General features: G+C 70.2%; 27 protein-coding genes. 12 read left to right on the top strand and 15 right to left on the bottom strand.

Translation table 11 applies throughout. The annotated features are described in order from the left end of the window. Positions 1–386: 386 nt before the first annotated feature. The 6 genes from NF338_RS20145 to NF338_RS20170 form a co-directional block, all read right to left on the bottom strand. Entirely contained in the window at positions 387–1,115 is a 729-nt protein-coding gene (locus tag NF338_RS20145) for a cytochrome c biogenesis CcdA family protein (RefSeq protein ID WP_391516462.1), read from the bottom strand. Then, positions 1,112–1,723: a DsbA family protein gene (locus NF338_RS20150; protein WP_244985817.1), complete on the bottom strand. Its 612-nt coding sequence runs from the start codon at positions 1,721–1,723 to the stop codon at positions 1,112–1,114. The genes NF338_RS20145 and NF338_RS20150 overlap by 4 nt, the downstream gene beginning before the upstream one ends. Before the next feature lie 38 nt (positions 1,724–1,761). Continuing rightward, on the bottom strand, positions 1,762–2,058 hold the full coding sequence (locus tag NF338_RS20155; RefSeq protein WP_155099786.1) for a hypothetical protein: 297 nt from the start codon (positions 2,056–2,058) through the stop codon (positions 1,762–1,764). Next, positions 2,055–3,155 carry a flavin-containing monooxygenase gene (locus NF338_RS20160; RefSeq protein ID WP_155099787.1) on the bottom strand — a complete coding sequence of 367 codons (1,101 nt, stop codon included), beginning with the start codon at positions 3,153–3,155 and terminating at the stop codon, positions 2,055–2,057. Before NF338_RS20160 ends, NF338_RS20155 begins: the two co-directional genes overlap by 4 nt. After that, entirely contained in the window at positions 3,152–4,069 is a 918-nt protein-coding gene (gene ccsB / locus NF338_RS20165; RefSeq protein WP_155099788.1) for a c-type cytochrome biogenesis protein CcsB, read from the bottom strand. The genes NF338_RS20160 and ccsB overlap by 4 nt, the downstream gene beginning before the upstream one ends. Before the next feature lie 203 nt (positions 4,070–4,272). Further along, positions 4,273–4,671, bottom strand: a complete 399-nt coding sequence (locus NF338_RS20170; protein ID WP_155099789.1) for a hypothetical protein — start codon at positions 4,669–4,671, stop codon at positions 4,273–4,275. A 110-nt stretch (positions 4,672–4,781) separates the two neighbouring features. On the opposite strand from NF338_RS20170, the gene NF338_RS20175 reads away from it, so the two are divergent. Beyond that, positions 4,782–5,750, top strand: a complete 969-nt coding sequence (locus NF338_RS20175; protein WP_155099790.1) for a cytochrome c oxidase assembly protein — start codon at positions 4,782–4,784, stop codon at positions 5,748–5,750. Between the two features lie 27 nt (positions 5,751–5,777). Here the strand turns inward: NF338_RS20175 and NF338_RS20180 are convergent, their stop codons facing one another. Both NF338_RS20180 and NF338_RS20185 read right to left on the bottom strand, forming a co-directional pair. Beyond that, on the bottom strand, positions 5,778–6,719 hold the full coding sequence (locus NF338_RS20180; RefSeq protein ID WP_155099791.1) for a cation diffusion facilitator family transporter: 942 nt from the start codon (positions 6,717–6,719) through the stop codon (positions 5,778–5,780). Then, positions 6,719–7,102 carry an ArsR/SmtB family transcription factor gene (locus NF338_RS20185; RefSeq protein WP_264032432.1) on the bottom strand — a complete coding sequence of 128 codons (384 nt, stop codon included), beginning with the start codon at positions 7,100–7,102 and terminating at the stop codon, positions 6,719–6,721. Before NF338_RS20185 ends, NF338_RS20180 begins: the two co-directional genes overlap by 1 nt. Before the next feature lie 220 nt (positions 7,103–7,322). Here NF338_RS20185 and NF338_RS20190 point away from each other — a divergent pair, with 220 nt between their 5' ends. Together NF338_RS20190 and NF338_RS20195 are read left to right on the top strand one after the other, a co-directional pair. Then, positions 7,323–7,544: a hypothetical protein gene (locus NF338_RS20190; RefSeq protein ID WP_264032382.1), complete on the top strand. Its 222-nt coding sequence runs from the start codon at positions 7,323–7,325 to the stop codon at positions 7,542–7,544. Between the two features lie 46 nt (positions 7,545–7,590). Next, a protein-coding gene (locus NF338_RS20195; RefSeq protein WP_264032383.1) for an IS3 family transposase occupies positions 7,591–8,750 on the top strand; the annotation gives its coding sequence in 2 pieces (ribosomal slippage) (positions 7,591–7,869 and positions 7,872–8,750; 1,158 coding nt in all). 9 nt (positions 8,751–8,759) lie between these two features. Here NF338_RS20195 and NF338_RS20200 read toward each other — a convergent pair. From NF338_RS20200 to NF338_RS20230, 7 genes are read right to left on the bottom strand one after another with little or no spacing between them, the layout of a single operon-like run. After that, positions 8,760–10,355 (bottom strand): TraM recognition domain-containing protein, encoded by a 1,596-nt coding sequence (locus tag NF338_RS20200; RefSeq protein WP_264032384.1) that lies wholly within the window; start codon positions 10,353–10,355, stop codon positions 8,760–8,762. Further along, a complete protein-coding gene (locus NF338_RS20205) occupies positions 10,355–11,881 on the bottom strand; it encodes an ATP/GTP-binding protein (protein WP_318783191.1) in 1,527 nt (508 codons plus the stop codon). The genes NF338_RS20200 and NF338_RS20205 overlap by 1 nt, the downstream gene beginning before the upstream one ends. After that, positions 11,878–13,386, bottom strand: a complete 1,509-nt coding sequence (locus NF338_RS20210; RefSeq protein WP_264032385.1) for an SCO6880 family protein — start codon at positions 13,384–13,386, stop codon at positions 11,878–11,880. The genes NF338_RS20205 and NF338_RS20210 overlap by 4 nt, the downstream gene beginning before the upstream one ends. Continuing rightward, a complete protein-coding gene (locus tag NF338_RS20215) occupies positions 13,373–15,019 on the bottom strand; it encodes a hypothetical protein (RefSeq protein WP_264032386.1) in 1,647 nt (548 codons plus the stop codon). Before NF338_RS20215 ends, NF338_RS20210 begins: the two co-directional genes overlap by 14 nt. A gap of 6 nt (positions 15,020–15,025) precedes the next feature. Then, a complete protein-coding gene (locus NF338_RS20220; protein ID WP_264032387.1) occupies positions 15,026–15,769 on the bottom strand; it encodes a hypothetical protein in 744 nt (247 codons plus the stop codon). Positions 15,770–15,782: 13 nt separating this feature from the next. Beyond that, on the bottom strand, positions 15,783–16,088 hold the full coding sequence (locus NF338_RS20225; protein WP_264032388.1) for a hypothetical protein: 306 nt from the start codon (positions 16,086–16,088) through the stop codon (positions 15,783–15,785). Further along, positions 16,085–16,720, bottom strand: a complete 636-nt coding sequence (locus NF338_RS20230; protein ID WP_264032389.1) for a DUF6668 family protein — start codon at positions 16,718–16,720, stop codon at positions 16,085–16,087. Before NF338_RS20230 ends, NF338_RS20225 begins: the two co-directional genes overlap by 4 nt. Positions 16,721–16,866: 146 nt before the next feature. On the opposite strand from NF338_RS20230, the gene NF338_RS20235 reads away from it, so the two are divergent. The 9 genes from NF338_RS20235 to NF338_RS20275 all read left to right on the top strand — a co-directional run bounded on the left by NF338_RS20235 (position 16,867) and on the right by NF338_RS20275 (position 24,560). Further along, positions 16,867–17,127 carry a helix-turn-helix domain-containing protein gene (locus tag NF338_RS20235; RefSeq protein ID WP_264032390.1) on the top strand — a complete coding sequence of 87 codons (261 nt, stop codon included), beginning with the start codon at positions 16,867–16,869 and terminating at the stop codon, positions 17,125–17,127. A gap of 109 nt (positions 17,128–17,236) precedes the next feature. Next, a complete protein-coding gene (locus NF338_RS20240) occupies positions 17,237–17,692 on the top strand; it encodes a hypothetical protein (protein WP_264032391.1) in 456 nt (151 codons plus the stop codon). A gap of 2 nt (positions 17,693–17,694) precedes the next feature. Continuing rightward, entirely contained in the window at positions 17,695–18,756 is a 1,062-nt protein-coding gene (locus tag NF338_RS20245) for a M23 family metallopeptidase (RefSeq protein WP_264032392.1), read from the top strand. Positions 18,757–18,774: 18 nt separating this feature from the next. After that, positions 18,775–20,184, top strand: coding sequence for an ATPase (locus tag NF338_RS20250; RefSeq protein ID WP_264032393.1), 1,410 nt, complete (start codon positions 18,775–18,777; stop codon positions 20,182–20,184). 178 nt (positions 20,185–20,362) lie between these two features. Then, on the top strand, positions 20,363–20,680 hold the full coding sequence (locus tag NF338_RS20255; protein WP_264032394.1) for an ArsR/SmtB family transcription factor: 318 nt from the start codon (positions 20,363–20,365) through the stop codon (positions 20,678–20,680). A 58-nt stretch (positions 20,681–20,738) separates the two neighbouring features. Next, the gene (locus NF338_RS20260) at positions 20,739–21,029 is read left to right on the top strand and encodes a hypothetical protein (RefSeq protein WP_143314469.1); all 291 of its coding nucleotides are present in this window, start codon (positions 20,739–20,741) and stop codon (positions 21,027–21,029) included. Between the two features lie 392 nt (positions 21,030–21,421). Continuing rightward, complete coding sequence (locus NF338_RS20265; protein ID WP_264032395.1) at positions 21,422–23,029, top strand: MarR family transcriptional regulator; 1,608 nt, start codon at positions 21,422–21,424, stop codon at positions 23,027–23,029. A 167-nt stretch (positions 23,030–23,196) separates the two neighbouring features. Further along, on the top strand, positions 23,197–24,084 hold the full coding sequence (locus NF338_RS20270; RefSeq protein WP_264032396.1) for a ParA family protein: 888 nt from the start codon (positions 23,197–23,199) through the stop codon (positions 24,082–24,084). Next, positions 24,084–24,560: a hypothetical protein gene (locus NF338_RS20275; protein ID WP_264032397.1), complete on the top strand. Its 477-nt coding sequence runs from the start codon at positions 24,084–24,086 to the stop codon at positions 24,558–24,560. The genes NF338_RS20270 and NF338_RS20275 overlap by 1 nt, the downstream gene beginning before the upstream one ends. Positions 24,561–24,568: the final 8 nt, after the last annotated feature.

Genomic DNA, 24,568 nt, shown 5'->3' on the forward strand with positions numbered 1-24,568 from the left:
CCGCGTGCGAGGCCTAGCAACGGCTGGGTGGTGGCAACACCGCGTTCCAGTGGCAGCTCGGCATGAACATGCTCTTCCATCTGACGACCTGGAACGCCTCGGCGAGTAGTCGCTGGGTGCGGTCACCGGTGTCGTGGTCTCCATCCCGGCGACGGTCGTCTTTCTCCTGTGAATCCGACGCCAGCACTGGCCGCCAGGGCGCAAGGTGTGGTTGGCGATCGATATCGGCCTTGCCATCGCCGCGGCTGCTGTCGGGTTCCTGTTCCTCTGGGCGACAGCCTGCGTGGTGGCGTGCGCCGTCGTGGGTCCATGTGGCTTTCGTCCCGCCACGCACCACCCCCGGTCTGGTCGCGCCATTGGGATCGGGCGATGGTGCTTGTTGCCGACTAGATCGGCGTGACGAAACCACCGACCCAACCCTGCATCGTCGTCATCAGGACGGTCCACAGTCCGGTGACCATGGCCAGGCCGATGAGGACGAGCACGGCGCCGCCGGCGATGTTGATTGCGCGCAGGTGTTCGCGGAGGAACGTGGTGGAACGCTTCGCCCACCCGAAGCCCCACGCGACCAGGCCAAACGGGACTCCCAGGCCGAAGCAGTACGCGAGAGCGAGTAGCGCCCCGCGTCCGGCCGTACCGGCGTCCACGCTGAGCGCGGAGATGGCCACGAGCGTCGGGCCCAGGCACGGGGTCCAGCCGAGACCGAACACCACCCCCAAGACCGGGGCTCCGACGGTCCCGACCCGCGGCGTCCAGGACGGGCGCACCACGCGCTGCAGCGGCCCGACCTGCCCGACGAACACCAGGCCCATGAGGACCACCAGGACCCCGAAGACGCGGATCATGAGGTCCTGGCGCTGCACGAGCCAGGACCCGAGCGCGCCGAACAGGGCGCCGTAGGCGACGAACACGACGGTGAACCCGGCAATGAACAGCCCGACCCCGAGCATGAGGCGCCGCCGCGAGACCTCGCGCCCCATCCCGCCCACGTACCCCAGGTAGCCCGGCACGAGCGGCAGGATGCACGGCGAGGCGAACGAGACCAGCCCGGCGACCATGGCGAGTGGGAGGGCCAGGAGCAGGCCGCCGGAGAAGACGGTCTCGGTGACACTCACTGGCCGAGCGCGCCCTCGACGGCCCGAATCAGGTCTTCGGGCGTCTGCACGGTCAGCTTCTCGCCGTCGAGGAAGAACGTGGGGGTGCCTTGCACTCCCAGGCGTACGCCTTCGTCGAAGTCGGACTGGACGCGGGCTGCGACGTCGGGGTCGGCCACGTCGGCGTCATACTGCTCAATGTCCAGGCCGATGTCCTGGGCGAAGCCGCGGAACACTTCGGCCTTGGACTCGCGTGCCTCGCCCCACTCGGCCTGCGTGGCGTACATCTGCTGGTACATCGCCTCGATCTGGTCCTGGCGGGCGGCGGCCTCGACCGCGATCGCGGCGTTGTTCGCGTTGGCGTGCGAGGGGATCGGGAAGTAGCGGATCACCAGGGTGAGCTCGTCGGCATTGCGCTCGCGCAGCTGCTCGACGGTCGGGTAGTAGGCGCGGCAGACCTCGCACTCGAAGTCGAGGAACTCGACCAGAACGGCCTTCTCCTCGGGTGCCTGGTTTAGGACGTGGCTGTTGTCTCGCACGACCTGAGGGTCACCGCTAGGCGCGGCTGCGCCGTCATCGGTCCCCGAGGACAAGATGAACCAGACCAGGATGGCGACCAGTCCGATCACGCCAACCAGGAGAAGGGACTGCAGGACTCGTCGGGTCGTCATGGGTTCCTCGGCGGTTGGGTAGTGGGTTGCGAGACGGCGGCGCCGCTCGGGTCGTCGGGTGCCCCCGGAGCAGGCTCGGCACGGTCGATGCCGTTGCCTTCAGATGAAGTCGCCGTAGCGGGGTCGGGGTGCCGGGTGCCGTCGGCCGCGGCCTGCTGGCGCTCGAGCTCGGCGAGGGCGTTGCGTTCGTTGCGGTCGGCGTGAATGATCGCGCGCATCGCGAGCCAGAACAGCAGTCCGACGCCGATGGAGGGCACGACCCCCGCGATGATGGCGGTCCACGGGATGGTCACGGGTGGTCCTCTTCCAGGGCGACGGGGTTGCGGTGATCGGTCGCGGGACGATCGTTGAGGATGCTGCCGACCATGCGGCGTGCGTCATCGCCGACGAAGCCGAGCAGTGCTGAACCGCGGGTGCGCTGCCACGGCCGCCCGATGACGTGCAGGCCCGCGATCCGGGTGCGGTGGTCGTCGTGGACTAGGGCGCCGTGCGGGTTCAGCGCCCGGGAAACGGCGATCCAGGAGTCGTCGTGGCGGTACCCGGTCGCCCACACGATCGTGTCCGGCCGGCAGGTCGTGTCATCCGCGAGCACCGCGTCCGGGCCGGTCACCTGCCGCACCCGCTCGCGAACGCGCACGCCCAGCGCCCACAGGTCGGCGTCGGAGATCCCGATCACGGGGTCGGTCATCCGCAGCCGACGACCGAGAACGCCGCCAGAGGCGCGCAGGGTGGCGGTGCGCGTCATCCACCACAGCGCGGGCCCGGCAGCGAACGCCTGCCGCACGCTGCGCAGCCTGCCCGCACAGGCGAGGTGGACCTCGCGGTCGTCGCGGGCGAGCTCGAGCGCGATCTGTGCGCCGGAGTTGCCGCCACCCACGACCAGGACCCGTCTCCCCGGTGTCGCCTGCGGACCGCGGTAGTCGTGCGAGTGCAGCTGCACGATGTGCTCGGCGGTCCCGTGGGCGAGGTCGGGAACGAACGGCGTGTGGAACGCGCCGGTCGCCACGACCACGCGCCGCGCCGTGGTCGCCCCGTGCGTCCCCGAGGCGACGAACACCCCGGCGTTGTCGACGCTGAGCTGGTCGACACGCACGCCGTGACGCACGATCAGGTCGTGGTGGCGCGCATAGTCGGCGAGGTAGGCCGCGACCTCGTCCTTCGTCGGGTAGTAGGCGCCGGGCCACGGGTTGGGGAAGTCGGGCAAGGCCGTGTAGCGGCCCGGAGTGACCAGCCGCAGCGAGTCCCAGCGCCGGGCCCAGCTGGCTCCGGGGCGTTCGCCCGCGTCGAGCACGACGTAGTCCACGCCGGCGCGGGCGAGCAGGGCCGCGGTGACGAGCCCCGCCTGGCCACCTCCGACGACCAGGACGTCGTGCCGTGTCGCGCCGTTCATCCGGCGGTCAGCCCGGAGTAGGAGTGCTTGCCGTTGATGAGCAGGTTCACCACCGTGAAGTTGAACAGCACGCAGCTATATCCGACCAGGACGAGGTAGGCGGCGCGGCGACCTGTCCAGCCGCGTGTGGTGCGCGCGTGCAGGTAGGCGGCGTAGACGATCCAGATGATGAACGTCCACACCTCCTTCGGGTCCCATCCCCAGTAGCGACCCCACGCGCTCTCGGCCCAGATCGCCCCACCGATCAGCGTGAAGGTCCAGGCGACGAACCCCACCGCGTTGAGCCGGAAAGACGTCGACTCGAGCGCGGCCGGCTCCGGCATCACGTCCAGCCACCGCCACCAGCGCCGCCCCAGCACGACCCCGCCCTCGTCGCGGTGGTCACGCAGCAGCTGCAGCGCGGACAGGATCGCGCTGACGGTGAAGATCCCGGTTGCGCCGATCGCGACGCCGACGTGGATCACGAGCCAGTACGACTGCAGCGCGGGGAACAAGCCCGTGGCCGGGGTGTAGAACGCGTTCAGCGCCAGGACCAGGAACAGCGCAGCGACGCCGGTGACGAACGTGCCGGCGAACCGCAGGTCCCGGCGTGCATTCAGCACGAGGAACGCGAGCAGGGCCGCGCACGTACCCACCAGGGTGAACTCGTACATGTTCGCCCACGGGGTGCGCCCTGCCGCCATGCCACGCAGCACGATCGCAACGACGAGCAGCCCCGTGGCGAGCCAGGTGGTGGCCATCGCGATCCCGGCCGCGCGACGCGGCATGGTGACCGCCGTCGCCGCTGGGTTCACGCGCTGGCCGCCGCGCGGGTCGGCACGTTGAGCGAGGTCGACCGCGAACGCGATCAAGGCGATGACCAGGGCGGTGGCGCTGGACCACACGAGCAGCACGCTCAAAGCAGAGATCTCCATCGTCGGGTCTCCTCCGAAGACGGCCCATGCCGCGCCAAGAATGCGCAGCAAGGGTGCACAGGAACAAGGGTGCGCTCAACTCGTGTCGAACATCCGGGGGCGAAGCGTCGACGAGGGCCCAGCGTGGTGGTGCGGGGGGAGGTGAGCGAGGCGGTCAGCGACCGCAGGCCAGGCGGTGCTGGCGCGTCGTGGCGGCCGGACGACTACGTCCGGCTGACCCCCCAGACCCATGGATCGGCGACAACGGGTCTCCGTGCGGCTCGCAAGACACCCACGAGGGTACGAAGACCGGGCAGGCGTCTCGTGGAGCGGTGCAGCATCGCGCCCCGGGCTGCGATGACGACACCGGCGATCAGCAGCGCGCACAGGCACAGCAAAGTCAGCACCTCACCGTGCGGCACCTCGCTGCCACCGAGCTGCGCAGCAGCCTCTTCGGCGGACGGGTCCTGGGTGACATGCTCGGCAGCCACCACACCGGCGGCGGCCGGCGCGGTCGAGTCGACGGTGGTGAGGGCGAACAGTCCGGTCAACGCGAGCAGCGCGAAGACGAGCACGAGCCGCGTTGCGGCCGCGCCCACGCGAGGTCGAGTCGAGGTGCCCATGACGAGGGTGATGATAGAGGTACGACCTGAACCCGAGCCGAGGGCGCTCCCGGCCAGGTCTGCTAGCGTCCGGACCCGTCCCGGCGGCAGGAACGGAGGTGCAGGTGCGCATGGGCCCTCTGCTCCCAACGCAGTTCGACGGCCCCGTGTGGCTGCCGACCGAGCCCCCGTCATGGGAGACGTTCCTCGCCCCGACGCTGCAGCCCATCCCGGTCATCCCCGTGCTCGGGCTCCTCGCCGCCGCGGCGTACCTGGCCGGCGCGATCCGCGTCTGGGCCAGCGGGCGGCGCTGGTCGCCGTGGGCGACGCTGTCCTTCCTCACCGGGTGCGCCGTCCTGGTCGTGGTGATGGGCGCCGGCGTGGAGGGCTACGGCCTGGAGATGTACTCGGTGTTCATGTTCCAGCAGCTCACCCTCATGATGGCCGTCCCGCCGCTGCTGGTCCTGGGCCGCCCCGGCACGCTGCTTCTGCGCGCCACCCCTCATACCCGGATGGGGCGGCCCGTGCTCATCGCCGCCCGGTGGGGCCTGCGATCAGGGGCCGGTCAGGTCGTGCTGCACCCAGCCCTGATGATCCCGCTGTTCCTGCTGTGCTTCTACGCCCTGTACCTCAGCCCGCTCGCCGGCAACCTCCTGGGCACATGGACCGGACACCTCTCCCTCGAGCTGCTGTTCCTGCTGGCGGGGATCCTGTTCACCATCCCCGTGCTTTCCCGCGACCCGCTACCCCGACCCCAGGGACACCTCGGGCGGGCGGCGGACATGTTCATCGAGATGCCCACCCACGCGTTCTTCGGCGTCATCGTCATGATGGCTAGCGCCCCCCTGGTCTCCGCATTCACCCACCCACCCGCGACCTGGGGAGTGGACGTGCTCGCCGACCAGGGCGTCGCCGGGGCGCTGGCCTGGTCCTATGGCGAGCTGCCCTCGCTGATCATGCTGCTGATCATCTTCGTGCGCTGGAACAAGGACGAGACCCGCCGCACCCGGGCGGCCGACCGTCGCATCGACCAGTACGGCGACCCCGAGCTCGACGCCTACAACGACTACCTGCGCCGACTCGGCGACGGCAATACTTGAACCCCGCCCCGACCTTGCCGCGGCTACTCAGGCGTGCCGGGTATCAGCGGGCTCGTGCTCGCGCAGGCGCTCGGTCTCGAGCTGGAACGTCGAGTGCTCCAGCGAGACCGGGAAGTGCTCTGCGACGCATTCGCGGATGTCATGCAGGATCGTCGGGGCGTGCCCGTCGGTGAAGCACTCGTCGTCGACGACCACGTGCGCGGAGATCGTCGGCAGCCCCGTCGCCACGGTCGAGGCGTGCAGATCGTGGACGTCACGCACGTGCGCCAGACCGAGGATGTGCGCCCGGACCTGGTCCAGGTCCAGACCCTTCGGCGTGAACTCCATCAGCACGCTCGTCGTCTCTCGCAGGATCGTCACCGCGCGCGGCACGATCAGCGCCGCGATGAACAGGCCCGCGATCGCGTCCGCCCGCTGGAACCCCGTGGTCGTAATTACGATCGCCGCCACGATCACGCCCAGCGAGCCGAGCGCGTCGTTGAGGACCTCCAAGAACGCGGCCCGCATGTTGAAGTTCGCGCCCCGGCTGGAGGACAGGATCACGATCCCCGTGATGTTCGCGACCAGGCCCACGATGCCGAACACCAGCAGCTCGGACGACTGCACCTCGGGCGGCTCCACCAGGCGCCGCACCCCCTCGACCGCTGCGTACACCCCGACCACAATCAACAACGTCGCCTGCGCGAGCGCGGCGATCACCTCGATCCGCCGGAATCCCCACGTGCGGTGCTTGTTCGCCGGCCTGAGCATCAACGTGGCGGCGATCAACGCGACCAGCAAACCCGTGGCGTCCGTCAACGCGTGCGCCGTGTCGGTCAACAGCGCCAGGCTTCCCGTGACCCACGACCCGATCGCCTGCGCCACCACGACCGTCGACGTCAGCCCGAACACGATCGCGAGCCGGCGACGAAGGTCCGGAGCCGCCCCACCGGTCGCATCGGCCGGACCGTGACTGTGCCCCGCGCCCATCAGGCCCCCTCCCCCGACGTCTCCGGATGCACCAGGTGAGTGCACAGCCGCACCTTCTCACCCGTCGCGCCCAGCAACCGCTCGGCACCCACCAACAGGCCCGCCAACAGCTCGGGCTCGGACAAAGAGAACCACGACGACCGTCCCTCTACGCGCACCGTGACCAGCCCGCACTCACGCAGGCACCCCAGGTGCCCACTCACCGTCGACTGCGCCAACCCCATGTGCTCCACCAGATCCCGCACCCGGTGCTCACCGATCGCCAGGTGCTGCACGATCGCCAACCGCGTCGGCTCGGACAGCGCATGGAACAGCTCCGCGTACACCGCCGTGGCCACGACATCGATCTGCCGATCCACCGGTCGCGGCACAACCCCAACCATCATCGTCATCTGGCGATAATATCGCTGAGTGGCGATGGGTCAATCTCGGCCGGTGACGCACGCGAAACCATGGTCTTCGAGTCGGGTCGAAGACTGCCGCACCACGCCACCAGTCGTTCGCGGCGCACTACTTTTGCTTGACGGCCGTCAAAAGGTGCCAGTACGGTCGAGGCCGTCGACGGTGACGGCGTGGTCATCGTCCTGGACAGAGGTGTGGTCGATGACGACTGGCAGGGGTGCGCAGTTCGATGGCGCGGCGTTGCGCGAGGACCTGCGGGCGTCGTGGAAGGACGCGACGGCCGCGTTGGTGCTGACGCTCGCGATCTTCGCACTGTTGTACTGGCGGGTCGCGCAGGGCACGTCGACGACGATCGAGGTGATGCCGTTCCTCGCGGACGCGCCGCTGTACTGGATGTACTGGGTCTGCTGCACGGATAGGTGACACCTGACCTGTGGTGCCTTCGGGTGCTGCTGGAAGGATGTTCCCCGTGCCCAGACCCCACCCGAAGGAATTCCGCGATGATGTCGTGGCGATCGCTCGCCGTGGCGAGGCTCCGGTCAAGCAGATCGCAAAGGACTTCGGTATCTCCGAGTCGTGCCTGCGTAACTGGCTCCACGCCGCCGATGTCGAGGACGGCAACCGGCCGGGCGTGACCGCCTCGGAGTCAGCGGAACTGCGTGAACTGCGTCGGCGTAACCGGCAGCTGGAGCAGGAGGTCGAGGTGCTGCGCCGCGCGGCGGCGTATCTTTCGCAGGCGCATCTGCCGGGAAAATGATCTACCCGCTCGTGAGTGAGCTCGCCGGTGACGGGATCCCCGTCACGGTGACGTGCCGGGTTCTCAAGCTCGCCAGACAGCCCTACTACCGCTGGCTCGCGGCGCCTGTCGGGGCGCGCGAGCTCGAGGAGGCGTATCTCGCGAACGTGTTGTTCGACGCTCACCGCGACGATCCGGAGTTCGGCTACCGGCTGCTCGCGGACGAGGCCTCCCGAGCCGGGCTGGTCGCGTGCGATCGCACCGTGTGGCGCATCTGCGCCGCGAACAGGTGGTGGTCGGTGTTCGGCAAGAAGCGCGCCCGCAGCGCCAAGAAGGCTGGCGCGCCCGCACACGAGGACCTCGTGCTGCGCCAGTTCCGGGCCGATACGCCGAACCGGTTGTGGCTGTGGGACATCACCGAACACCCCACGGCCGAAGGCAAGGTGTATCTGTGCGCGATCAAGGACGTGTATTCCAACCGGATCGTGGGGTACTCGATCAGCGACCGGATGACGTCACGGATCGCGGTCAACGCTCTGGTCAGCGCGGTGCAACGGCGTCGGGACGTGGCCGGGTGCATCGTGCACTCGGATAGGGGCAGCCAATTTCGCTCACGAAAGGTCCGCCGGGTTCTGGACCGCCACGACCTGGTCGGATCGATGGGACAGGTCGCCTCTGCCGGAGACAACGCCGCGATGGAGAGCTTCTTCTCCCTGCTACAGAAGAACGTCCTGAACCGGCGCCGCTGGACCACCCGCGAGGACCTACGCCTGGCGATCATCACCTGGATCGAACGCACCTACCACCGCCGCCGCCGGCAGGCCCGACTCGGACGATTGACCCCCATCGAGTACGAAGCCATCATGACCACTCAGGTCGCACTCGCCGCCTGAGACCCGCTGTCACCTATCCGTGCAGCAGACCCTGCGCTGCCCGCGCCCGGTCGACGTCGAGGACGAGAGCCGGTCGTAGTCCCCGATCATGCGCGAGAGGTCCTCGAGGAAGTTCGCTTCGCTCACTCCCCCGCCGTAGACCTTGACGTTCGACGCGCTCCACAGCTTCTTCATGCCGGACTCGCCCCAGACTTCCACGCCCTGGGACCAACTCTGCAGCACGGTGTCCAGGACGATCCCGCGCGATCCGTAGTGCGAGTAGAGGTTCGGCAGCTCGCGCCAGCGGCACACGTTCGCGGCCTCGTCGAGCACGCCGACGAGCGGGGTCGCCAGGCGCCCGCCCGCGGACTGCGCCGCCAGCTCCTCGGCCGCCTCCACGACGGCGACGGTGAGCGCGGTGACGAGCGGGCCAGCCGTGCCGCGCCCTTCCTTGGACAGCGAGTACAGGGTGCCGGGCTTCGTCGGCGCCGACTCCCCCGCCGCGGAAGGCAGTCCGGCGCGCACGAACTCCTCCGGGCTGAACTGGGGCCGGGTGTCGGCGGGGCCCTGCGGGGTGATCCAGGACGCGACTTGCCGGTTGGTGAGGCAGGACGCCATCTGCTGCGCCGTGCCGTACACGCCGCCGCGCTGCTTCTCGGGGGCGGCGATGACGCCGGCGACCTGGTCGGCGGTCAGCGTGTAGCCGTGCTCGGTGAGGATCGTGACGGGGGCCTGGTTCGTGGGGCGCGTGAGCCAGGTGTAGACGTCGGTGATCGGCCGGGCGTCGAGCGCCGCGGCGAGCAGGAGACCAGCCAGGAGGTCCTGGCCGGCCGGGTCGAAGTAGGCGTCCGTGCGCGCGCCGGGGTCGCGCGAGCCGGACGCGAAGTGCTCGGCCAGCTTGGCCGCGCGCACCTCGTCGGTGACGTAGCTCAGGGGATTCCACCACCAGGTGGGCTCCTCGCCGGCGATGCCCTGGGGGTCGAACACCCACACCGGCCCGACGACCGCGCGCGGGCCGCGGGTCTGGTCGACGACGTCACGCTTGTTCGACGTCGACAGGACCGAGCCGGGTGCGTCCAGGATCTCCGGGACGACCATCGACGTCGTCTTCCCGGTGCGGGGCCCGGCGATCGTCATGCGCATGTCCTCCCACGAGCTCAGCAGGCGCTGCCCCGTGGACACCGTGACCCCGATCGGCAGACCGGGTGCGGCCTGCACACCGAGGCGCTGCGCGGTGCGGGTCACGTGCTTGCGCGAGAGCCCTTCGACGTCGCGTCCGCGGCCCATGTACGCGGCCGCGCGGTCGACGCGGGTACGGCGGGCGCTCCGGCGCGCCAGGGCGACGCCCGCCAGCGTGCCCAGCGCGAGGACGATCAGGGCCAGGCCGGCCAGCACCCACCAGCCGGGTGCGCCCGGCCAGGCGAGGTCGCCGCCGAACAGCCCGAACGTCACGGCGAACGGGTCGGTCGGCACCACGACGCCGGAGCCGGCGAGCTTGTGGCCCAGGTGCATCGCGGCGTAGATCGATCCGATGCCGAGCAGGACGACGACGATCCCGACCCACAGCAGAACGACCTCGCCGGACAAGCCGCCGGGGTCGCGACGTCGGTTGTTCGGCACGCTCATCACGCCGCCCCCTCGTCCAGCAGGCCCGTGCGCGACCGGTCGGCCCAGCGCACCGCGCTCATGTGCAGCGACTTCTCGGACTCGGTGAGCACCAGGTCAATCGGGATGCCCGGGCGGCCACCGACCTTGACGAGAAACTTGCCGCGCCCAGGGGGCGGCGTCTCGCGCCCTTCCTTGGGGTCCCATGCGGGCGGGTCCTGCCAGCCGGCGAGCAGTTCCTGCTCGCCGCGCGAGAGCGCGACGACGGACGTCAGCAGCGGCATCTCGCTCAGCGGCAGACCGCCGCACACGACCAGGCCGGACCGCTCGATGAAGCCCATAGCCTTCTGCCGGTCCTCCTCGAGCGGGAGGGAACGCAGGTCCTTGAGCGTGTGCGTGATCATCGCCAGCCCCACCCCGACGGTGCGGTTGAGTCGGGTGAGGTAGTCGACGCGGTCGACGAGCCCAGGCCCGGCCTTGAGGGCCTGGTGGAGCTCGTCGAGGATCACGAAGTAGTGCCGCCGGTTCTCCAGGCCGACGTCGGCGAGGGTCTGCGCGATGTTGACCACGGCGAAGCCAGCGGACCAGGAGGCGAGCAGCGCGACCGCGCGCAGGTCGCCGTCGGACTGAGGGATCGCGGAGACGTCGTACACCACGGCGCGGTCCCGGCGCATGGGGTGCGTGGTCGGCTTGGCGAACACATCCCCGAACTTCCCGCCCGGGCTCAGTGCCACGAGCGAGGCTTCCAGCTCCTCGGTGACCTCCTGGTAGCGGTGGTCGGTGCCGCGGTCCAGCGCCGCCTCACGCAGCTCGGGCGGTGCGGAGCGGATCACGCGCAGCAGATCCGGGATCAGCGGGACGCCGTCGTGGTTGTCGTCGAGCCAGGCGATACCGCGCGCGAGGATCGTCTCCTCGCGCGCGGTCGGGGCGCTCTTGCGCAGCACCGTGATGAGCGCGACCAGCATGTTCAGCCGCAGGCCCTGGGCATCGGCCAGGACCTCCTCAGCGGCCTGGCTGTACCCGGCGGCGCGCAGCCGGCGCGCGGCGTCGGGAGCCTCGCCCGGGTCCAGGACGTTCAGCGACCCGCGGTTGCGCCCGAGCGGGATCACCTGGCCGCCCAGCTTCTCGACCATGCGGACGTAGTCCGGGCGGGTGTCCCCCAGCACCAGCGGGATCACTCCCTGTCCGGACAGGCCGACGGCCATGCGCATGACCGCGGACGTCTTGCCGAGCCCGGGCCGGCCGAGGAAGAACACCGAGGGGTTGCCGATGAGGTTGGCGCGCTGGTACCAGCTGATCGGGTCGCAGCACAGCGTGGCGCCGGTGAGAATGTGTCGGCCGAACGGCACCCCCACCATGGGGGTGCCGGCGCCGATCGCGAACGGCCACATGCCGCACACCTGCACGGTGGTGCCGCGCCACTCGTCGGCCTGCTGGATGTAGTTGGACTGGCCGCGGCCGCGACCCAGCCACCCGCGCATCGGCGGGCGCTGGGGACGCAGCTCGCGCTGCTTGGGTGCCTTCTTCGCGCGTGCTCGGGTGCTCACAGCTTCTCCCTCAGCTCGGCCGGGACCTTGATGTGCTTCGGGAGCACCAGGCCCAGCGGAAGGGCCGCAGCGAACGCGGAGTCCTGCGACCCGTACACGGGCCGCAGCCGCAGCCGCGCCGTCGCGGCGAGGTTGTCGATCGCGGCCCTCGCGTCGGCCTCCCGGCTGGTGTCGGTCACCGTGGCGGTGACGAGCATGCCGAACTGCACCAGGCCAGCACCGCTGGCCTCTTCCTGCGCCGTCGCGGCCGCCGCCCGTACCGCGAGGGTCTCGCGGGCAGCGGGCTTGCTGGTGGAGGTGACCCGGAACTCCGCGGCCCGCAGGTCGGACTCGACAATCGCTGCGGCGCGCGCCGCGTCGATCGGCCGGTAGAGCAGCGTCACCCGCTTGCGCGCGATCTCGCGGTGCGGGGCCAGCAGCCGGGCCAGGACGCCCGACTGGACGTTACCGCGCGGGGCCGACGTCATCGCCCACGTGCACGAGTACGCCGAGTCGTGGCGATAGCCGCCCCAGGACGCTTCGGCAGCCGACGGGCCAACGTCGGGCCAGGAGAGCTCGACGGGATCGCCCGCCGCGTGCGCCTCGTCGATGAGCACCGCGGCGGCCGGGTCGTAGGCGACGCGGATCGCCTCGCACAAGTCCTGCGCGGACAGCGGGTGCGCCGCGCCCGCGCCGGTCGCCTGCAGGCCGGCGGTGAGGCTGGGCAGGCGCGCGGCGAGCTCGCGGCCCATCTCCTCGGGCTTGCGCTTCTTGCCACCCACCCGGTTCACCGCGGCGAACGTGATCGCGACGTAGGCCTTCACCGTCGAGGACCCGGCCGGGTAACGGTCGACGACCTCCAGGAGCATCTGCCGAGCGAACTCGGGCGCCCCGTCGTCCAGGTTCGTCTCGACCTCTCGACGAAGACGCGACCCCGAGTCGGGGGCGGTCTCGATCGTGACCGAGGCTGCCTCCACGCCCGGCTCGTCACCGAGGTTCGCCAGCCAGTGGCCCCAGTCAGCCACCCAAACGTCGATCTGGTCCTGGTCGACGAGCGCGGCGCCGTCGGGCTCGGTGCCGATCACCACGGAGTACGACCCGGTCGCCGGCGTGTACAACAGCGCGAACGGACGACCGTATGAGTCGGTGTGCTCGCTCAGTCGGGTGGGGGCTGCCAGACCCGGCAGCTGGTACGTGCCCCACAGCGCGCGACCCAGAGGCCCTGAGCGGTACACGTGCGTGCCGCGCGAGCGCGCAGACCACCACGCGGCGCGAGCACCGCCGCGGCTGAGGACGTTCTTGCCGTGCGCGTCCTTCGTCAGCACGGCCAGCATCACAGCCCCGAGCACACCGGCGAGGACCACGGCCTCGAGCAGCCCCGCGACCATCACGGTAATGACCACCGCGATGAGCCCCGCCAGGAGCATCCCCGTCCCCACGGACCCGAGCCCGAGGATTCCGGGCGACGTCGGACGTCGCCAGTTCCCGTAGGTCCGAGGACCCCTGTTCACCTCAACGGCTGCCATCAGGACCGCCCCCTTCACCAGTCGACTGCTCACCAAGACTCTTCGCTGCACCTGCTGCGGCCTGGCCGGCCTTTGACGCGGCGTCCAGAGCCGCGCCGGCCGCCATGCCCACCGGGCCACCCGCGGCACCGGCCGCGGCTGCCCCACCACCTGCTGCGGCGCCTGCTCCCGCTCCTGCGCCGGCACCTGCGCCGGCACCTGCGCCGGCACCGGTGCGAGCGCCCGCGGCACCTGCTGCGGCGCCGTTGCCCGCGCCCGCACCCGCGCCGCTCTGCTGCGGGTTCGGCGGCGCGCTCGGTGTCGGTGCGGTGTTGCCTCCCCCACCGCCACCGGACGGGCCCTGGTTCCCGCTCTGGCCGTTGTTGCCCGGCTGAGCGTTGCTCGTCGTCGACGAGTTGGACCCACCAGAGGCGAGGCGCCCGATCGCGGCCGCACCGCTGGGCAGCGCCGCGAGTGCGCCCGCCGCCAGCGCGGCGCCACCGGCGCCGCTCGCCATCGCACCCACCATCGGGGTCACGAACCGCATCAGCGCAGGCATCGCGAACAGCGCAATCACCATCAACATCAGACCCGTCAGTACAGCCAGGAGGCCTGAGCCGTCGTCTGTGAAAACGTCGGTACCGACGAGCTGGAAGGCGGCCGCGTAGATGATCGCGGCGGCAGGCTTGTAGAGAATGAACGCCACCAGCCACGAGATGCACTTGCGGAACCAGGTCTTACCCATCTCCGTGTTCGTGAACGACGCAGACAACGGCAGGATCCCGGTCAAGACGACGAGCATGCCGCCGCGGGCGACCATGAGCACGATCTGGAACGCCGCAGCGAGGATCGCGATGATCCCGAGAATGATGATGAGCAGCGACCCAAGGCCCCCTGCCGCGGGGTTCGTCGTCAGAGCGAGCAAGGTCAGCATGTTCTCTCCGAAGCACGCTGATCCGGCGGCCGTGACGTCGCACTGGAGTGAGCCGTTCAGAACCCAGACAGAGAACGAGTCGGCGGCCGCGACGAGAAGTCCCACGATCGTGACGCCGGCACCGGCGACCACGACGAGCGTCAGCAGACTCTTGACCGTCTCGCGCCCCGGCTCCGCCCGTTGCTCATACGCCATCCGCGCGCCACCGATGATCACGGAGACTATGGCCGCTGCTCCCATGTACCACCAAAGGCTCGATTGCAGGAAGAGCACCGCGCCGCCCGCGTTCCGTGGGCCCTCGGGCAGCAGTCCGCTGACGAGCGCGCTCGCGCTGGAGATGAGCACCACAGCGCCCAGGACCAGGCCGACCTTTCCGACGGCGGCGATCCCTTCGCCGGCGCGCATACGCGTCGCGATGAGCGCACCGAGGATCACGAGCGAGAGGACCGCGACGATGAGGCTGATCCACGTCACGTAGCCCATGACGGTCGTGATGTTCGCTGAGCTCGGCGCCGAGCTCCCCGCACCGATCGCAGACTGTCCGCCCGAGCCGGTGAGGTTCGGAGTGCCGATGTGAACCCAGATCGTGCCAAGCGAGGTCACCGTCTTGCCGAACGCCTCGAGGACCGCGTTGGCCATGTTGTCGATCGCGTCAGTGATCGCGTTTTTCGCCAGTTCTCCAGCCTTGCAGCCGAAATCAAGAGGCCCGCACTCCGCCACCGTCTGTCACTCCCCCCAGGTGATGTAGCCCGCGAGGTCCGGAACCGTCGCGGTGTTGAGCGGCTGGGCGACATCGGCGCTGATCTTCCAGTCACCGTCCTGCCAGACCAGCTCGTAGACCCCCGAGAGGGTCAGGTTCTGCCCTTCGGCTGACGCCCGGACCGCGAGATCGACTCGGGCGGTGTCGCCGTCGTAGGCGAGCAGTCGAAAGCCGGCAAGGCTCATGCGGGTGCCCTCAGAACCAGAGGTGTCACCCACCTGACCGATGAGCTCCTCGCGGTACGGTCCGTCCGCCAGGCCGTACTCGATCCACGCCTGGCTCACGGCAGGGTCAGAGCCCTGCACCAGTGCGTTCGCGGCCATGAACAGCGCCCCGGTGGGCGAGTGCTGGAAACAGAACCGCACACCGTCAGCCGTGGTCTCCCCCGGCCCGAACTCGGGCGACGTCGGGTACGCGGTGGTTCCCTGGTATGCCCAGTCCGCGGCTGGCGCGGTCGACAAAGTGCCGGCCAGTTCCTCCCCCTCGAGGCCGCACACGCTGGCACCGCCCGCAACGTCCGAAGACTCGGACGTCGGGGCGGCGCTCGTCGCGGGCGACGGGGACGGCGGTTCTGGGGCGGGATCGTCCGAGCGCGTCGCACTGACGATCGCGACCACGATGCCGAGCACCACGACGAGGGCAACGACCACCGCGGCTGCAATGAAGCCAGGCCGGGTGAACGGGCTCTGCTCGTTGTCGTCGGTAGTCATGTCGAAACTCCGCTCAGGCCCCGGAGATGAAGCCGACGAGCGCGACGGCGGCGGAGATGACGATGACGCCGCCGAGCGCCCAGCCGATCTTTCCGACGTGCTCCCCGCCCTCGCCGCGCGATCGTCCGACGGCCATCATGGCGCCAGCTGCGATCAGGCCCAGAATGCAGATGATGAGGGCGACCCACTTGGCCCAGCCCAGGATCGTGACTGCACCTTCGGTGCCCGGAGGCTGGATCGGTGCGGGGTCGGGAAGCTGCGCCGGGATCACGGCGGCGAGGTCGCTCGCTGCCGTGAGGACGCTGTGCAGGGTGCTCATCGGGTTTCCTTTCGGTTGACGGTGCCGGCGGCACCAGGTCGGACGACGGCGCGGAGGTCATCGACGAGTCGACGGACCTCGCGCGGGGCGTCTGAGAGTGCCGGCGGCTCCCCCAAGCGCCATGCCTCGATCCACGGCAGGGTCCACGTGCGCGGGACCCCGCCGCCGACGATCTGTGAGAACTCACGCAGCGGGCGCGGAAGCCGGCCGGGTGCGTCAGCAACGATCACCAGGCCCACGACCTCGACGTGCGGGACCAGCCCGGCTGCCCACTGCGTGGCTGCGGCCTGTGCCGCGCGCAGCCCGCGCATGTTCGACCGGGCAGTCAGGACGACGCGAGCATCACCGAGCGGCTGCGGCCACATGTGCTCCGCCGCGAGCCAGTCCGGAACCAGCGCGGCGAGCGACGTCTCCCCCGCTCCGCCGTGCACCCCGAGCCACCACAGGTCCGCGTCTCGCGGCTGGGGCTGGATCGGGAGCTGGTCTGAGGCGCCGGGTGCCGGGACGCCGCGCTGCGGCGTGGTGGGGCCGGTCGTCGCCGGCACCACCGGTTCGGTCGCCTCCGAACGCGGCGCGACCGGCTGTCGCTCCGCTGGCCGCGTGAGCCACGGATTGCTGCTGCCATCAGTCACGACGGCCCCCTCACATCGTCAACGGTGTGCGTAGTGTTCTCTACGGCAAGTGTAGTCGGATAGAGTGAAAACAGCAACAGAGGGTGATGCCGAGTGATTACGTTATCCACAGTGCGGCAGAGTTATACAGCGTGTACTATGGTTCCATGCGAAGCGGGGTGGCCTCGATGACCGACGGGCTCGACGCGCTCTTCGAGGGGCGCGGTCCGACCCTCTCCGCAGGTGAGGTCGCAGAACTCCTTGGGATGACCAAGCAGGGTGTCTACCACTGGCTCAGAGACGGGGTCCTCCCCGGCTACAAGGTGGGCACGACCTGGTTCATCCTTCGCGACGAGCTCAAGGAGACGCTGCGCAAGGGAGCGAACGCCGGGCCTGCGCGGTCCGGCCCAGGCAAGGGGGACGAGTGAGATGAAGCGACTGGCGATAGGGGCAGGCATCGCCGCAGCGAGCGTTCTCGCCCTCACGGGCTGCAGCTCGGAGGGTGAGAACACTCCCGCTTCCGCACCCGCACCCGCGGTGTCGACGTCACCGACGACGCCGCCACCGATCGACCTCGACAAGTACCCGCCTGCGCCTGAGGGCGCGATCGACGAGGACTCCGGTGAGACCATCGATCCGCAGCCCTCCCCCACGTGGGACGACGCTCAGCGCGCGGACGCCGCCGCTCGTGCCGCGGAGGCGATGACCGCCTTCGCCGGCGCGGGCGGCCGCGACTACGACACCTGGTGGTCCCAGCTCGAGCCACTGCTCACCCAGCAGGCCCGGTCCGACTACGCGTACGTCGACCCCGCCAACGTGCCCGCCACGAAGGTCCTGCCGGACCCTGCGCCCCAGGTCGAGGAGACGAGCGGCTTCGTCGCCGTCGTCGACGTAGCCACCGACGCCGGCACCTACCAGGTCGTCCTCACGCGCGCGGACAGCGCGTCACCGTGGCTCGCGAGCCGGTTCACCCCGCCCGAGGAGGCGAGCTGACCGTGGCAGGGGGGAAGTCGGGGGCCATCGTCGCGGCGGGGGCGGTGCCCGTGCTCGCGCTGAGCACCGTGTTCAGCATCCTGCTCGTGGGAGGGGCGGATGCCTCCGCCGCGTGCAACCCCGCGACCGGTTCGGGGACGAGCATCACGCTCGACCCCGGGAGCGTCCCCGAGACGGAGATCGCCGGTTACGACCACGAGCAGCTCGTCAACGCCGCGCACATCATCGCCGCCGGCAAGGCCCTCGACCTTGGGGTTCGAGACCAGACCATCGGCGTCATGACCGCGATGGGCGAGTCCAGCCTGCGGGTGATCGACTACGGCGACGCCGTGGGGCCCGACAGCCGCGGGCTGTTCCAGCAGCGCGCGAACGGAGCCTGGGGCTCGTACGAGGACCGCATGGACCCGTACATCAGCGCCACCAACTTCTTCAAGGCGATGATCGGGAACGTCCCCGACCGTGAGTCGCTGGAGCCGACGATCGTCGCGCACCGCACCCAGCGCAACGCGGACCCCTTCCACTACACGAAGTACTGGGACGGTGCGGTCGCCGTCGTCGAAGGGCTCTCCGGCGTCGACACCGGCCTCAACGCCGGCACCGGCGGACAGGTCTGCTCCGGCGGCACCACCGTCCCGGGCGAGGTCAGCGCGACCGGCTGGGCCGTGCCCGCGGCTGGCCCGATCGTCAGCGTCTACGGGATGCGCCGGCACCCCATCGACAAGGTCTGGCGCCTGCACAGCGGGGTCGACCTCAACGGCGGCGGGTGCGACGGACCTATCTGGGCCGCACAGGACGGCGTCGTGACGTTCACCGGGTTCGACCGCAACGGCAACGGCACCATCACCGTCGACCACGGCGGCGGAGTCCAGACCTCCTACCTGCACGAGTACGCCTCCGGGATCCTCGTGCGCGAAGGCGACCAGGTGAAGGCCGGCGACCAGATCGGCCGCGTCGGATCCTCCGGGCAGTCCACCGGCTGCCACCTGCACTTCTCAGTCATCGTCGACGGGTCCCCAACCGACCCGGTGCCGTTCATGAACGACATGGGCATCCAGCTCGGCTAACGCAAGGAGGAGCACACCATGAGCACCACCACGGAAGCAGCGACCTGGCCCCGCGTCGAGGCCACGCTGAACCACGACGGCACCGCAGAGGTCTCCATCGGCGGCACCCTGCACCCCATCGCCGCCTCGAGCGTCGACGAGGCACGGGTACAGGTCGTCTCGCTCGTCGCGAGCAAGGCCACCCAGCTCGGCCGTCCCCTGCGCGCAATCACGCGCGGCCCCGACGGCGAGTGGCCCCTGATCATCCACGGTGACGGCACCGTGACGGCAGACTCCGCCGCCGACGCCCGTCCGCGCTCCCGCTCGGCCGAGCCGGTCGCGGAGGCCGCTCCGGTGCCGGCACCGACGCCCGCTCCCCCCGCCGCGACGGAGGTCGTCGACGCCGAGCCTGTCGTCCAGGCAACCGCGGCGCCGGACGACACGCCTGCCCCCGCCTCGGCGCCGCGCGGCTGGGTCCGCTCCGCCGAGGACCAGGCCGCCGCGGCGGCCGCCGCACCGCAGACTCGCCGAGAGCGTCGGGAGTCGTTCCTGACGGTCGAGCAGACGGAGGAGCCCGCGACCGAAGGTCTGCGCGGCATCTTGTCCCGCGTCGGCTTCCGCATGGCTCCCAGCGAGGCAGAGCGAGCGATGCGCGAGTGCGTCCGCCTCGTCTCCCAGCACTGGCCCGGGCCTCGCACGACCGCCATCGTCAACGGCAAGGGCGGCGCCTCCAAGACGCCGACCACCGCGTTCCTGGCCGCCGTGTTCGCCCGCTACGGCGGCGCCGGCGTCGTGACGCACGACAACAACCAGACCCGTGGCACCCTCGGGTGGCGCACCGAGCAGGGTCCGCACGACGCGACCTTCCTCGAGCTCTTGCCCGAGGTCGACCGGCTGCTCGGTACCGCGGCCCAGTCCGCGGACCTCGCCCATTTCGTGCACCACCAGACGCAGGACAAGTACGACGTGCTGCGCTCCCAGCCGATGATCCTGGCGGACGAGCAGCGCCTGGGCGTCGCCCAGTTCGACGCGATCCACGCCGTCCTGCGCAAGTACTACCGGCTCATCTTCATGGACTCCGGCAACGACGAGTCCGACTCTCTCTGGCTGCGCATGGTGGAGAACGCCGACCGGCTCGTCGTCGCGACGACGACCCGCGGTGACATCGCCGAGGCCGGCGCCCTGCTCCTCGAGGCCCTGGCCGACCGGGACGAACGAAGCGCCGCCCTCGCGCGAAACGCCGTCGTCGTGGTCAACCAGGCCAAGAAGGACGGCAGCATGGCCGAAGCCGAGCAGGTCGCCGCCGCGTTCCGCCCGCTCGCCCGCGAGGCGGTCGCGATCCCCTACGACCCGGCGATGGTCGAGGGCACGCTGCGCTACGGGTCGCTGCGGACCGAGACGCAGCGCGCATGGCTCGCCGCCGCGGCCGCCGTCGCGCGCGGTCTGTGACCCGTCGCGACAGAAACGCCTCGCCGGAGCGGACCCGCACAAGCGGGTCCGCTCCGGTACGTCGAGGCACCACCACAATCCGTGTTCACGTATCAAGCACCACTGGTCAACTTGTAACGATAGATTATGAGTAGCGGGGGGACGGGGTGTCGGGTGCTCATCCGGCAGGATGAAGCCCATGCCGCGACTCACAAAGCCCCCCGGGATGCCTAGGGAGGTCGAGGTCGCCATTGAGCTCATCGGCAACAGAGCGCGCGCCGAGGTGCTGCGCGCCCTCGCACTCCACGGCACGCTCACGATCGCGGAACTCTCGGACCTGCTCGGAGCCACCCGGCCGGCAGTCCAGGGTCACCTCAGAGCTCTGGAAGGCGAGGGTCTGGTGGTGGCCGACGTACCTCCCGAGCGGCGCCAGGGGCGTCGTGTGCAGTGGCGCGCGGACCGCCAGGCGGTCGAGCGGGTGGGCGCCGCCTTCGGCGACTACATCGCCGGCCGCTGACGACACGCGCGGCGTGTCCTCCCACAGTCGCCATATGCCTATGGCTAAGTTTCAGGGCATGGCTACGAAGGCAGCGAGGACACGACGGGCCCGCGGGTCCCTCGACGCTCACACGCGCCGGTCCCTGTTCGCTGAGATCGACAAGGACGCCAAGGCCACCTTCGACGAGATCGCGGACGCCACCGGCGTCTCGCTCGCCCTCGTGCTCGAGGAGCTGGCGAAGCACGCGCGCAGCGAGCTCGACGACAACGGAGTTCCCGAGTGGTGGCCGTCGTCGGCCACCCAGCAGGACGGATTCGAACTGGTGATCGCCAACCGACGGGAGGCCGCTCCTCGCAAGAGCGCATAACCCCATAACGCAGAGCGGCCCGCCCCCGAAGGGGCGGGCCACGATCAGAAGCTCATCACCCTCAAGCTTGGCGGCGCGGAGGTGATGGGCCCCGATTGACGCACCCTCAGGTGCGTCGCTGTCTGGAGACCATCATAAGCACCCATCGGGCCCTCGCACACGAATTCGAGGGCGACACACCGATCGGCGTCGACCTGCACGCGCCCGATTCTGGACGAACGTCCAGTGCGTCCCTCGACGTCGCGACGGCCGAGTGGGCCGCCTGCGCTCCCCTGCTTGCGGGCACTCCGCGGGTCCGGCTCGGATCAAGACGAGCCGGCGGAGTCCAGTACCGGGACCGCGACGAGCGCCCTCTGACCGCCGCGCTGCCCTCTGTGCCGGCGGCCGTGCGCGTGTACGGCGACGACGGCACCTGCCGCGCTCTGTGCTTCGACCTCGACTCGTCACGGGGGGGCGCAGCGCGCGTCCTCGCCGATGCGACACGGCTCGTGCGCGAGCTCGAGTCGGCCGGCGCTCGTGTGATCACCGACGTCTCCCCCAACGGCGGCCGCCACGTCTACGTCCCGCTCGCCGAGCGCCTGGACTACACCAGCGCGCGCGAGCTCGTCGAGGCGATCGCCACCGCCTACCCCACGATGGACCCCGGACCGCACCAGTCGCTGCGCACCGGCTGTATCCGCGTCCCCGGCGCCGCCCACGCAACGGGCGGCCACCAGGCGCTCACGATGAGCCTCAACGTCGCCGTCGACGTCCTGCATCGGCCCAGCCCGGCGACAGCGGTCGCCGCGCTCCAGGACGCCTACCGCGCCCAGATCGCCGCCCTGCGGGCCGCACAGGCCCCTCTCCAGGCCTCTGAGCCCGCTACGGACCCCCACAGCTCGGCCGCCCGCGGCCGGGCCCTCTCGGCCCGTCTGACGCGCATCGCCCGCGACGGCGTGTACGACACCGGCCGCTACCCCTCACCGTCCGAGGCACGACAAGCCGTCATTGCCGGCGCGGCCGCCGCAGGCTGGCGCCTCGCCGACGTCGCCGCCCGCCTCACCGACGGACGCTGGCCCGGACTGGCAGCGCTCTACGCCCGCTACTCCCCCACCCAGCGCCACGGCGCCCTCGCGCGCGACTGGCACAACGCCAGGCGCCACGTCACGCAGCACGCCGACCCGCCCACAGCGTCTGGGAATCACACTGTGCACAGATCCAACACAAGCGCCCAAGAGTCACAGGGGGGTACCCCAGCCGTCTGCGATGAGCACGCGTTCGTCCGCACCTGGCGAGCCTCCCTGCGCACCACAGAGCAACACCGGTTCCCCGGACGGAAGTGGTACGGCGCACGGTTCCTCTTGCGAGCTCTCGGAGAAGCAGCCCACAAGACCGGTAGCCGCTATGTCTCGTTCGGCACCCGCTCCCTCGCTGTCGCGACGGGGATGGACCACTCAACCGTGTCCGTCCTGCTGCACGAGCTCGGGAAGGCTGGCTGGATCGATCGACTCGAGCAGGGTCGTGGCGAGCACGCCGACCTGTACGCCCTCACCATCCCGCCCGACCTGGTGGACGACGCCGCCGACCTGCGGTGGGACCGCGGGCAGGTGCATGCGCTGCGACCCGCGTTCCGTGAGCTCGGCCACGTGGCCGCCCTCGTTTTTGAGGCCGTCGAGAACGGCCGGGCGGAGACCATCACGCAGCTGGTGGACGCGACCGGTGTCTCGCGCCGGGCGGTGCACGAGGCCGTCGACGTGCTGAGTTCGTGGGGACTCCTCGAGCGGACCGCGGGCATCCTGCTCCCCCGCTCCGACGCCCTGCTCCGCGTCGCCGAGCAACTCGGAGTCCTCGAGGGTGTCGCGGCCCAGCTGCGCCTCTACGCCGCACAGCGTCGCGCCTGGCGCGCCTACCTCGCGCGACACGAAGCCGCCGACCCTACGGACCCGGCCGAGTTCTGGTGGTGGCCCCCGGACGATGCGCAGGCGAGCGAGTGGACCTTGGTCGACGGGCTCGCGTCGTAGGTGCGGCGCTTGCAATGCTTGTAAGCATTGCAAGGAACGTAAGTCTTACAAGGATTGCAAGTATTGCAAGTATTCCATTGGTTGCTATGCTTGCTGGTGCGCCACGGCGCGTCCAGCAACGAAAGCAAGCATTGCAATGCTTGCATTGCGCCAGGAGGTTGCCAAAGATGCCCGTCACGATCCTCTTCGCCAACAACAAGGGCGGAGTCCAGAAGACCGGATGCACGGTCCAGACCGCAGCCGGTCTCGCACGACAAGGGCTCAATGTCCTGGTCGTCGACATGGACCCGCAGGCGAACGCCACCCGCCGCCTCGGGATCGACTGGGACCCCGCCAACCCGATCCCGAGCGTGTCCGAGGCCATCGCCGCTAACGCCGAAGGCGCCGGAGAGGGTGCGGTCGTCGAGTGCGGCTGGAAGAACACCGCCGGCGAAGCGACGGCGGAGGCCAAGCACATCGACGTGATTCCGGCCCGTTTCGACCTCATCAACCGCGAAGCCGAAGCTGGCACCGTCGGCGCGTTCCGCCGTCTGCGCAAGGCACTCACGGGCTGGACGGAGGACTACGACGTCGTCCTCATCGACTCACGACCGGACCTTGGCCACCTGGTGCAGATGTCGATGAGCGCCGCTGACGTCGTGGTCATTCCCTCAGACACCGGCTACGACTCCGTCGAAGCCGCGATCCGCGTCAGCGACTTCGTGACGCAGCACGCCGTCGACCTCGCCAACCCCGAGCTCCGCGTCGGCGGAGTCCTCGTGACACGGCGCCGACAGACCGCCGAGGGGGACTTCCAGATCGAGGGCCTACGTGAGCGCTTCGGCGACCTCGTGTGGGACCTGCGCACCGTCAAGATCATCCCCGGCGACGTGGAAGTCGAACTCACGCCGCCGTACGTGCCCGAGTGGACGAGGTTCGCAGAGGCCGATGCCGCCGGCGTCTCGCTCACCGCCTGGAACGACGAACGCGGACGCACCACGGTCCGCATCTTCGACGAGGTCGCCCAGCGCATCATCGACCGGATTCTGCCCGCGTACGCCGAGAGGATCGCCTGATGGTCGAGCGCAAGCGACCCACCGGAACCAGCCCGATTTCTCTGACGCCCCGCGTCGAGCCGATCGCGACACCTGCGGTGGCCGCGCCAGTAGTCCAGCCGCCAGCCGAACCCACAGCTCCGGCGGCGCCGTCGGAACTGCCGGACCTCCGGACCGAGGATTCGCCCGCGGCCACGACGCGGCGACCTGCCCGGGCGCAGCGCCCGCGCGCGACCGAGCCAGAACCTCCGGTGCAGGCCGCCGTGGGCACAGCCATGATCTCTCGAACCTTCCGATTCCAAGAGGCCCTGATTCGCCGCGCCGAGACGGCCGTCCTGCGCACCGCCGGCCTCGACGGCGGCCATGTCTCCATGACCGCCCTGCTCAACACCGCGCTCGAGCGCGAACTAGCCCGCCTCGAGGACGAGCTCAACGCCGGCGAACCGTTCCCCGCGAACCGCGGAGAGTTCCGCAGGGGCCGGCCCATCGGGTCCTGACCGCCACC

It is taken from the genome of Cellulosimicrobium sp. SH8 (assembly GCF_025818875.1).
GTDB lineage: Bacteria > Actinomycetota > Actinomycetes > Actinomycetales > Cellulomonadaceae > Cellulosimicrobium > Cellulosimicrobium cellulans_D.

Excerpts from the sequence above, each read along its gene's own strand:
- NF338_RS20160 (WP_155099787.1), bottom strand. The coding sequence starts at position 3,155 with ATGAACGGCGCGACACGGCACGACGTCCTGGTCGTCGGAGGTGGCCAG.
- ccsB (WP_155099788.1), bottom strand. The coding sequence starts at position 4,069 with ATGGAGATCTCTGCTTTGAGCGTGCTGCTCGTGTGGTCCAGCGCCACC.
- NF338_RS20170 (WP_155099789.1), bottom strand. The coding sequence starts at position 4,671 with ATGGGCACCTCGACTCGACCTCGCGTGGGCGCGGCCGCAACGCGGCTC.
- NF338_RS20175 (WP_155099790.1), top strand. The coding sequence starts at position 4,782 with ATGGGCCCTCTGCTCCCAACGCAGTTCGACGGCCCCGTGTGGCTGCCG.
- NF338_RS20180 (WP_155099791.1), bottom strand. The coding sequence starts at position 6,719 with ATGGGCGCGGGGCACAGTCACGGTCCGGCCGATGCGACCGGTGGGGCG.
- NF338_RS20185 (WP_264032432.1), bottom strand. The coding sequence starts at position 7,102 with ATGGTTGGGGTTGTGCCGCGACCGGTGGATCGGCAGATCGATGTCGTG.
- NF338_RS20190 (WP_264032382.1), top strand. The coding sequence starts at position 7,323 with ATGACGACTGGCAGGGGTGCGCAGTTCGATGGCGCGGCGTTGCGCGAG.
- NF338_RS20200 (WP_264032384.1), bottom strand. The coding sequence starts at position 10,355 with ATGAGCGTGCCGAACAACCGACGTCGCGACCCCGGCGGCTTGTCCGGC.
- NF338_RS20210 (WP_264032385.1), bottom strand. The coding sequence starts at position 13,386 with ATGGCAGCCGTTGAGGTGAACAGGGGTCCTCGGACCTACGGGAACTGG.
- NF338_RS20220 (WP_264032387.1), bottom strand. The coding sequence starts at position 15,769 with ATGACTACCGACGACAACGAGCAGAGCCCGTTCACCCGGCCTGGCTTC.
- NF338_RS20225 (WP_264032388.1), bottom strand. The coding sequence starts at position 16,088 with ATGAGCACCCTGCACAGCGTCCTCACGGCAGCGAGCGACCTCGCCGCC.
- NF338_RS20235 (WP_264032390.1), top strand. The coding sequence starts at position 16,867 with ATGCGAAGCGGGGTGGCCTCGATGACCGACGGGCTCGACGCGCTCTTC.
- NF338_RS20250 (WP_264032393.1), top strand. The coding sequence starts at position 18,775 with ATGAGCACCACCACGGAAGCAGCGACCTGGCCCCGCGTCGAGGCCACG.
- NF338_RS20255 (WP_264032394.1), top strand. The coding sequence starts at position 20,363 with ATGCCGCGACTCACAAAGCCCCCCGGGATGCCTAGGGAGGTCGAGGTC.
- NF338_RS20260 (WP_143314469.1), top strand. The coding sequence starts at position 20,739 with ATGGCTACGAAGGCAGCGAGGACACGACGGGCCCGCGGGTCCCTCGAC.
- NF338_RS20270 (WP_264032396.1), top strand. The coding sequence starts at position 23,197 with ATGCCCGTCACGATCCTCTTCGCCAACAACAAGGGCGGAGTCCAGAAG.
- NF338_RS20275 (WP_264032397.1), top strand. The coding sequence starts at position 24,084 with ATGGTCGAGCGCAAGCGACCCACCGGAACCAGCCCGATTTCTCTGACG.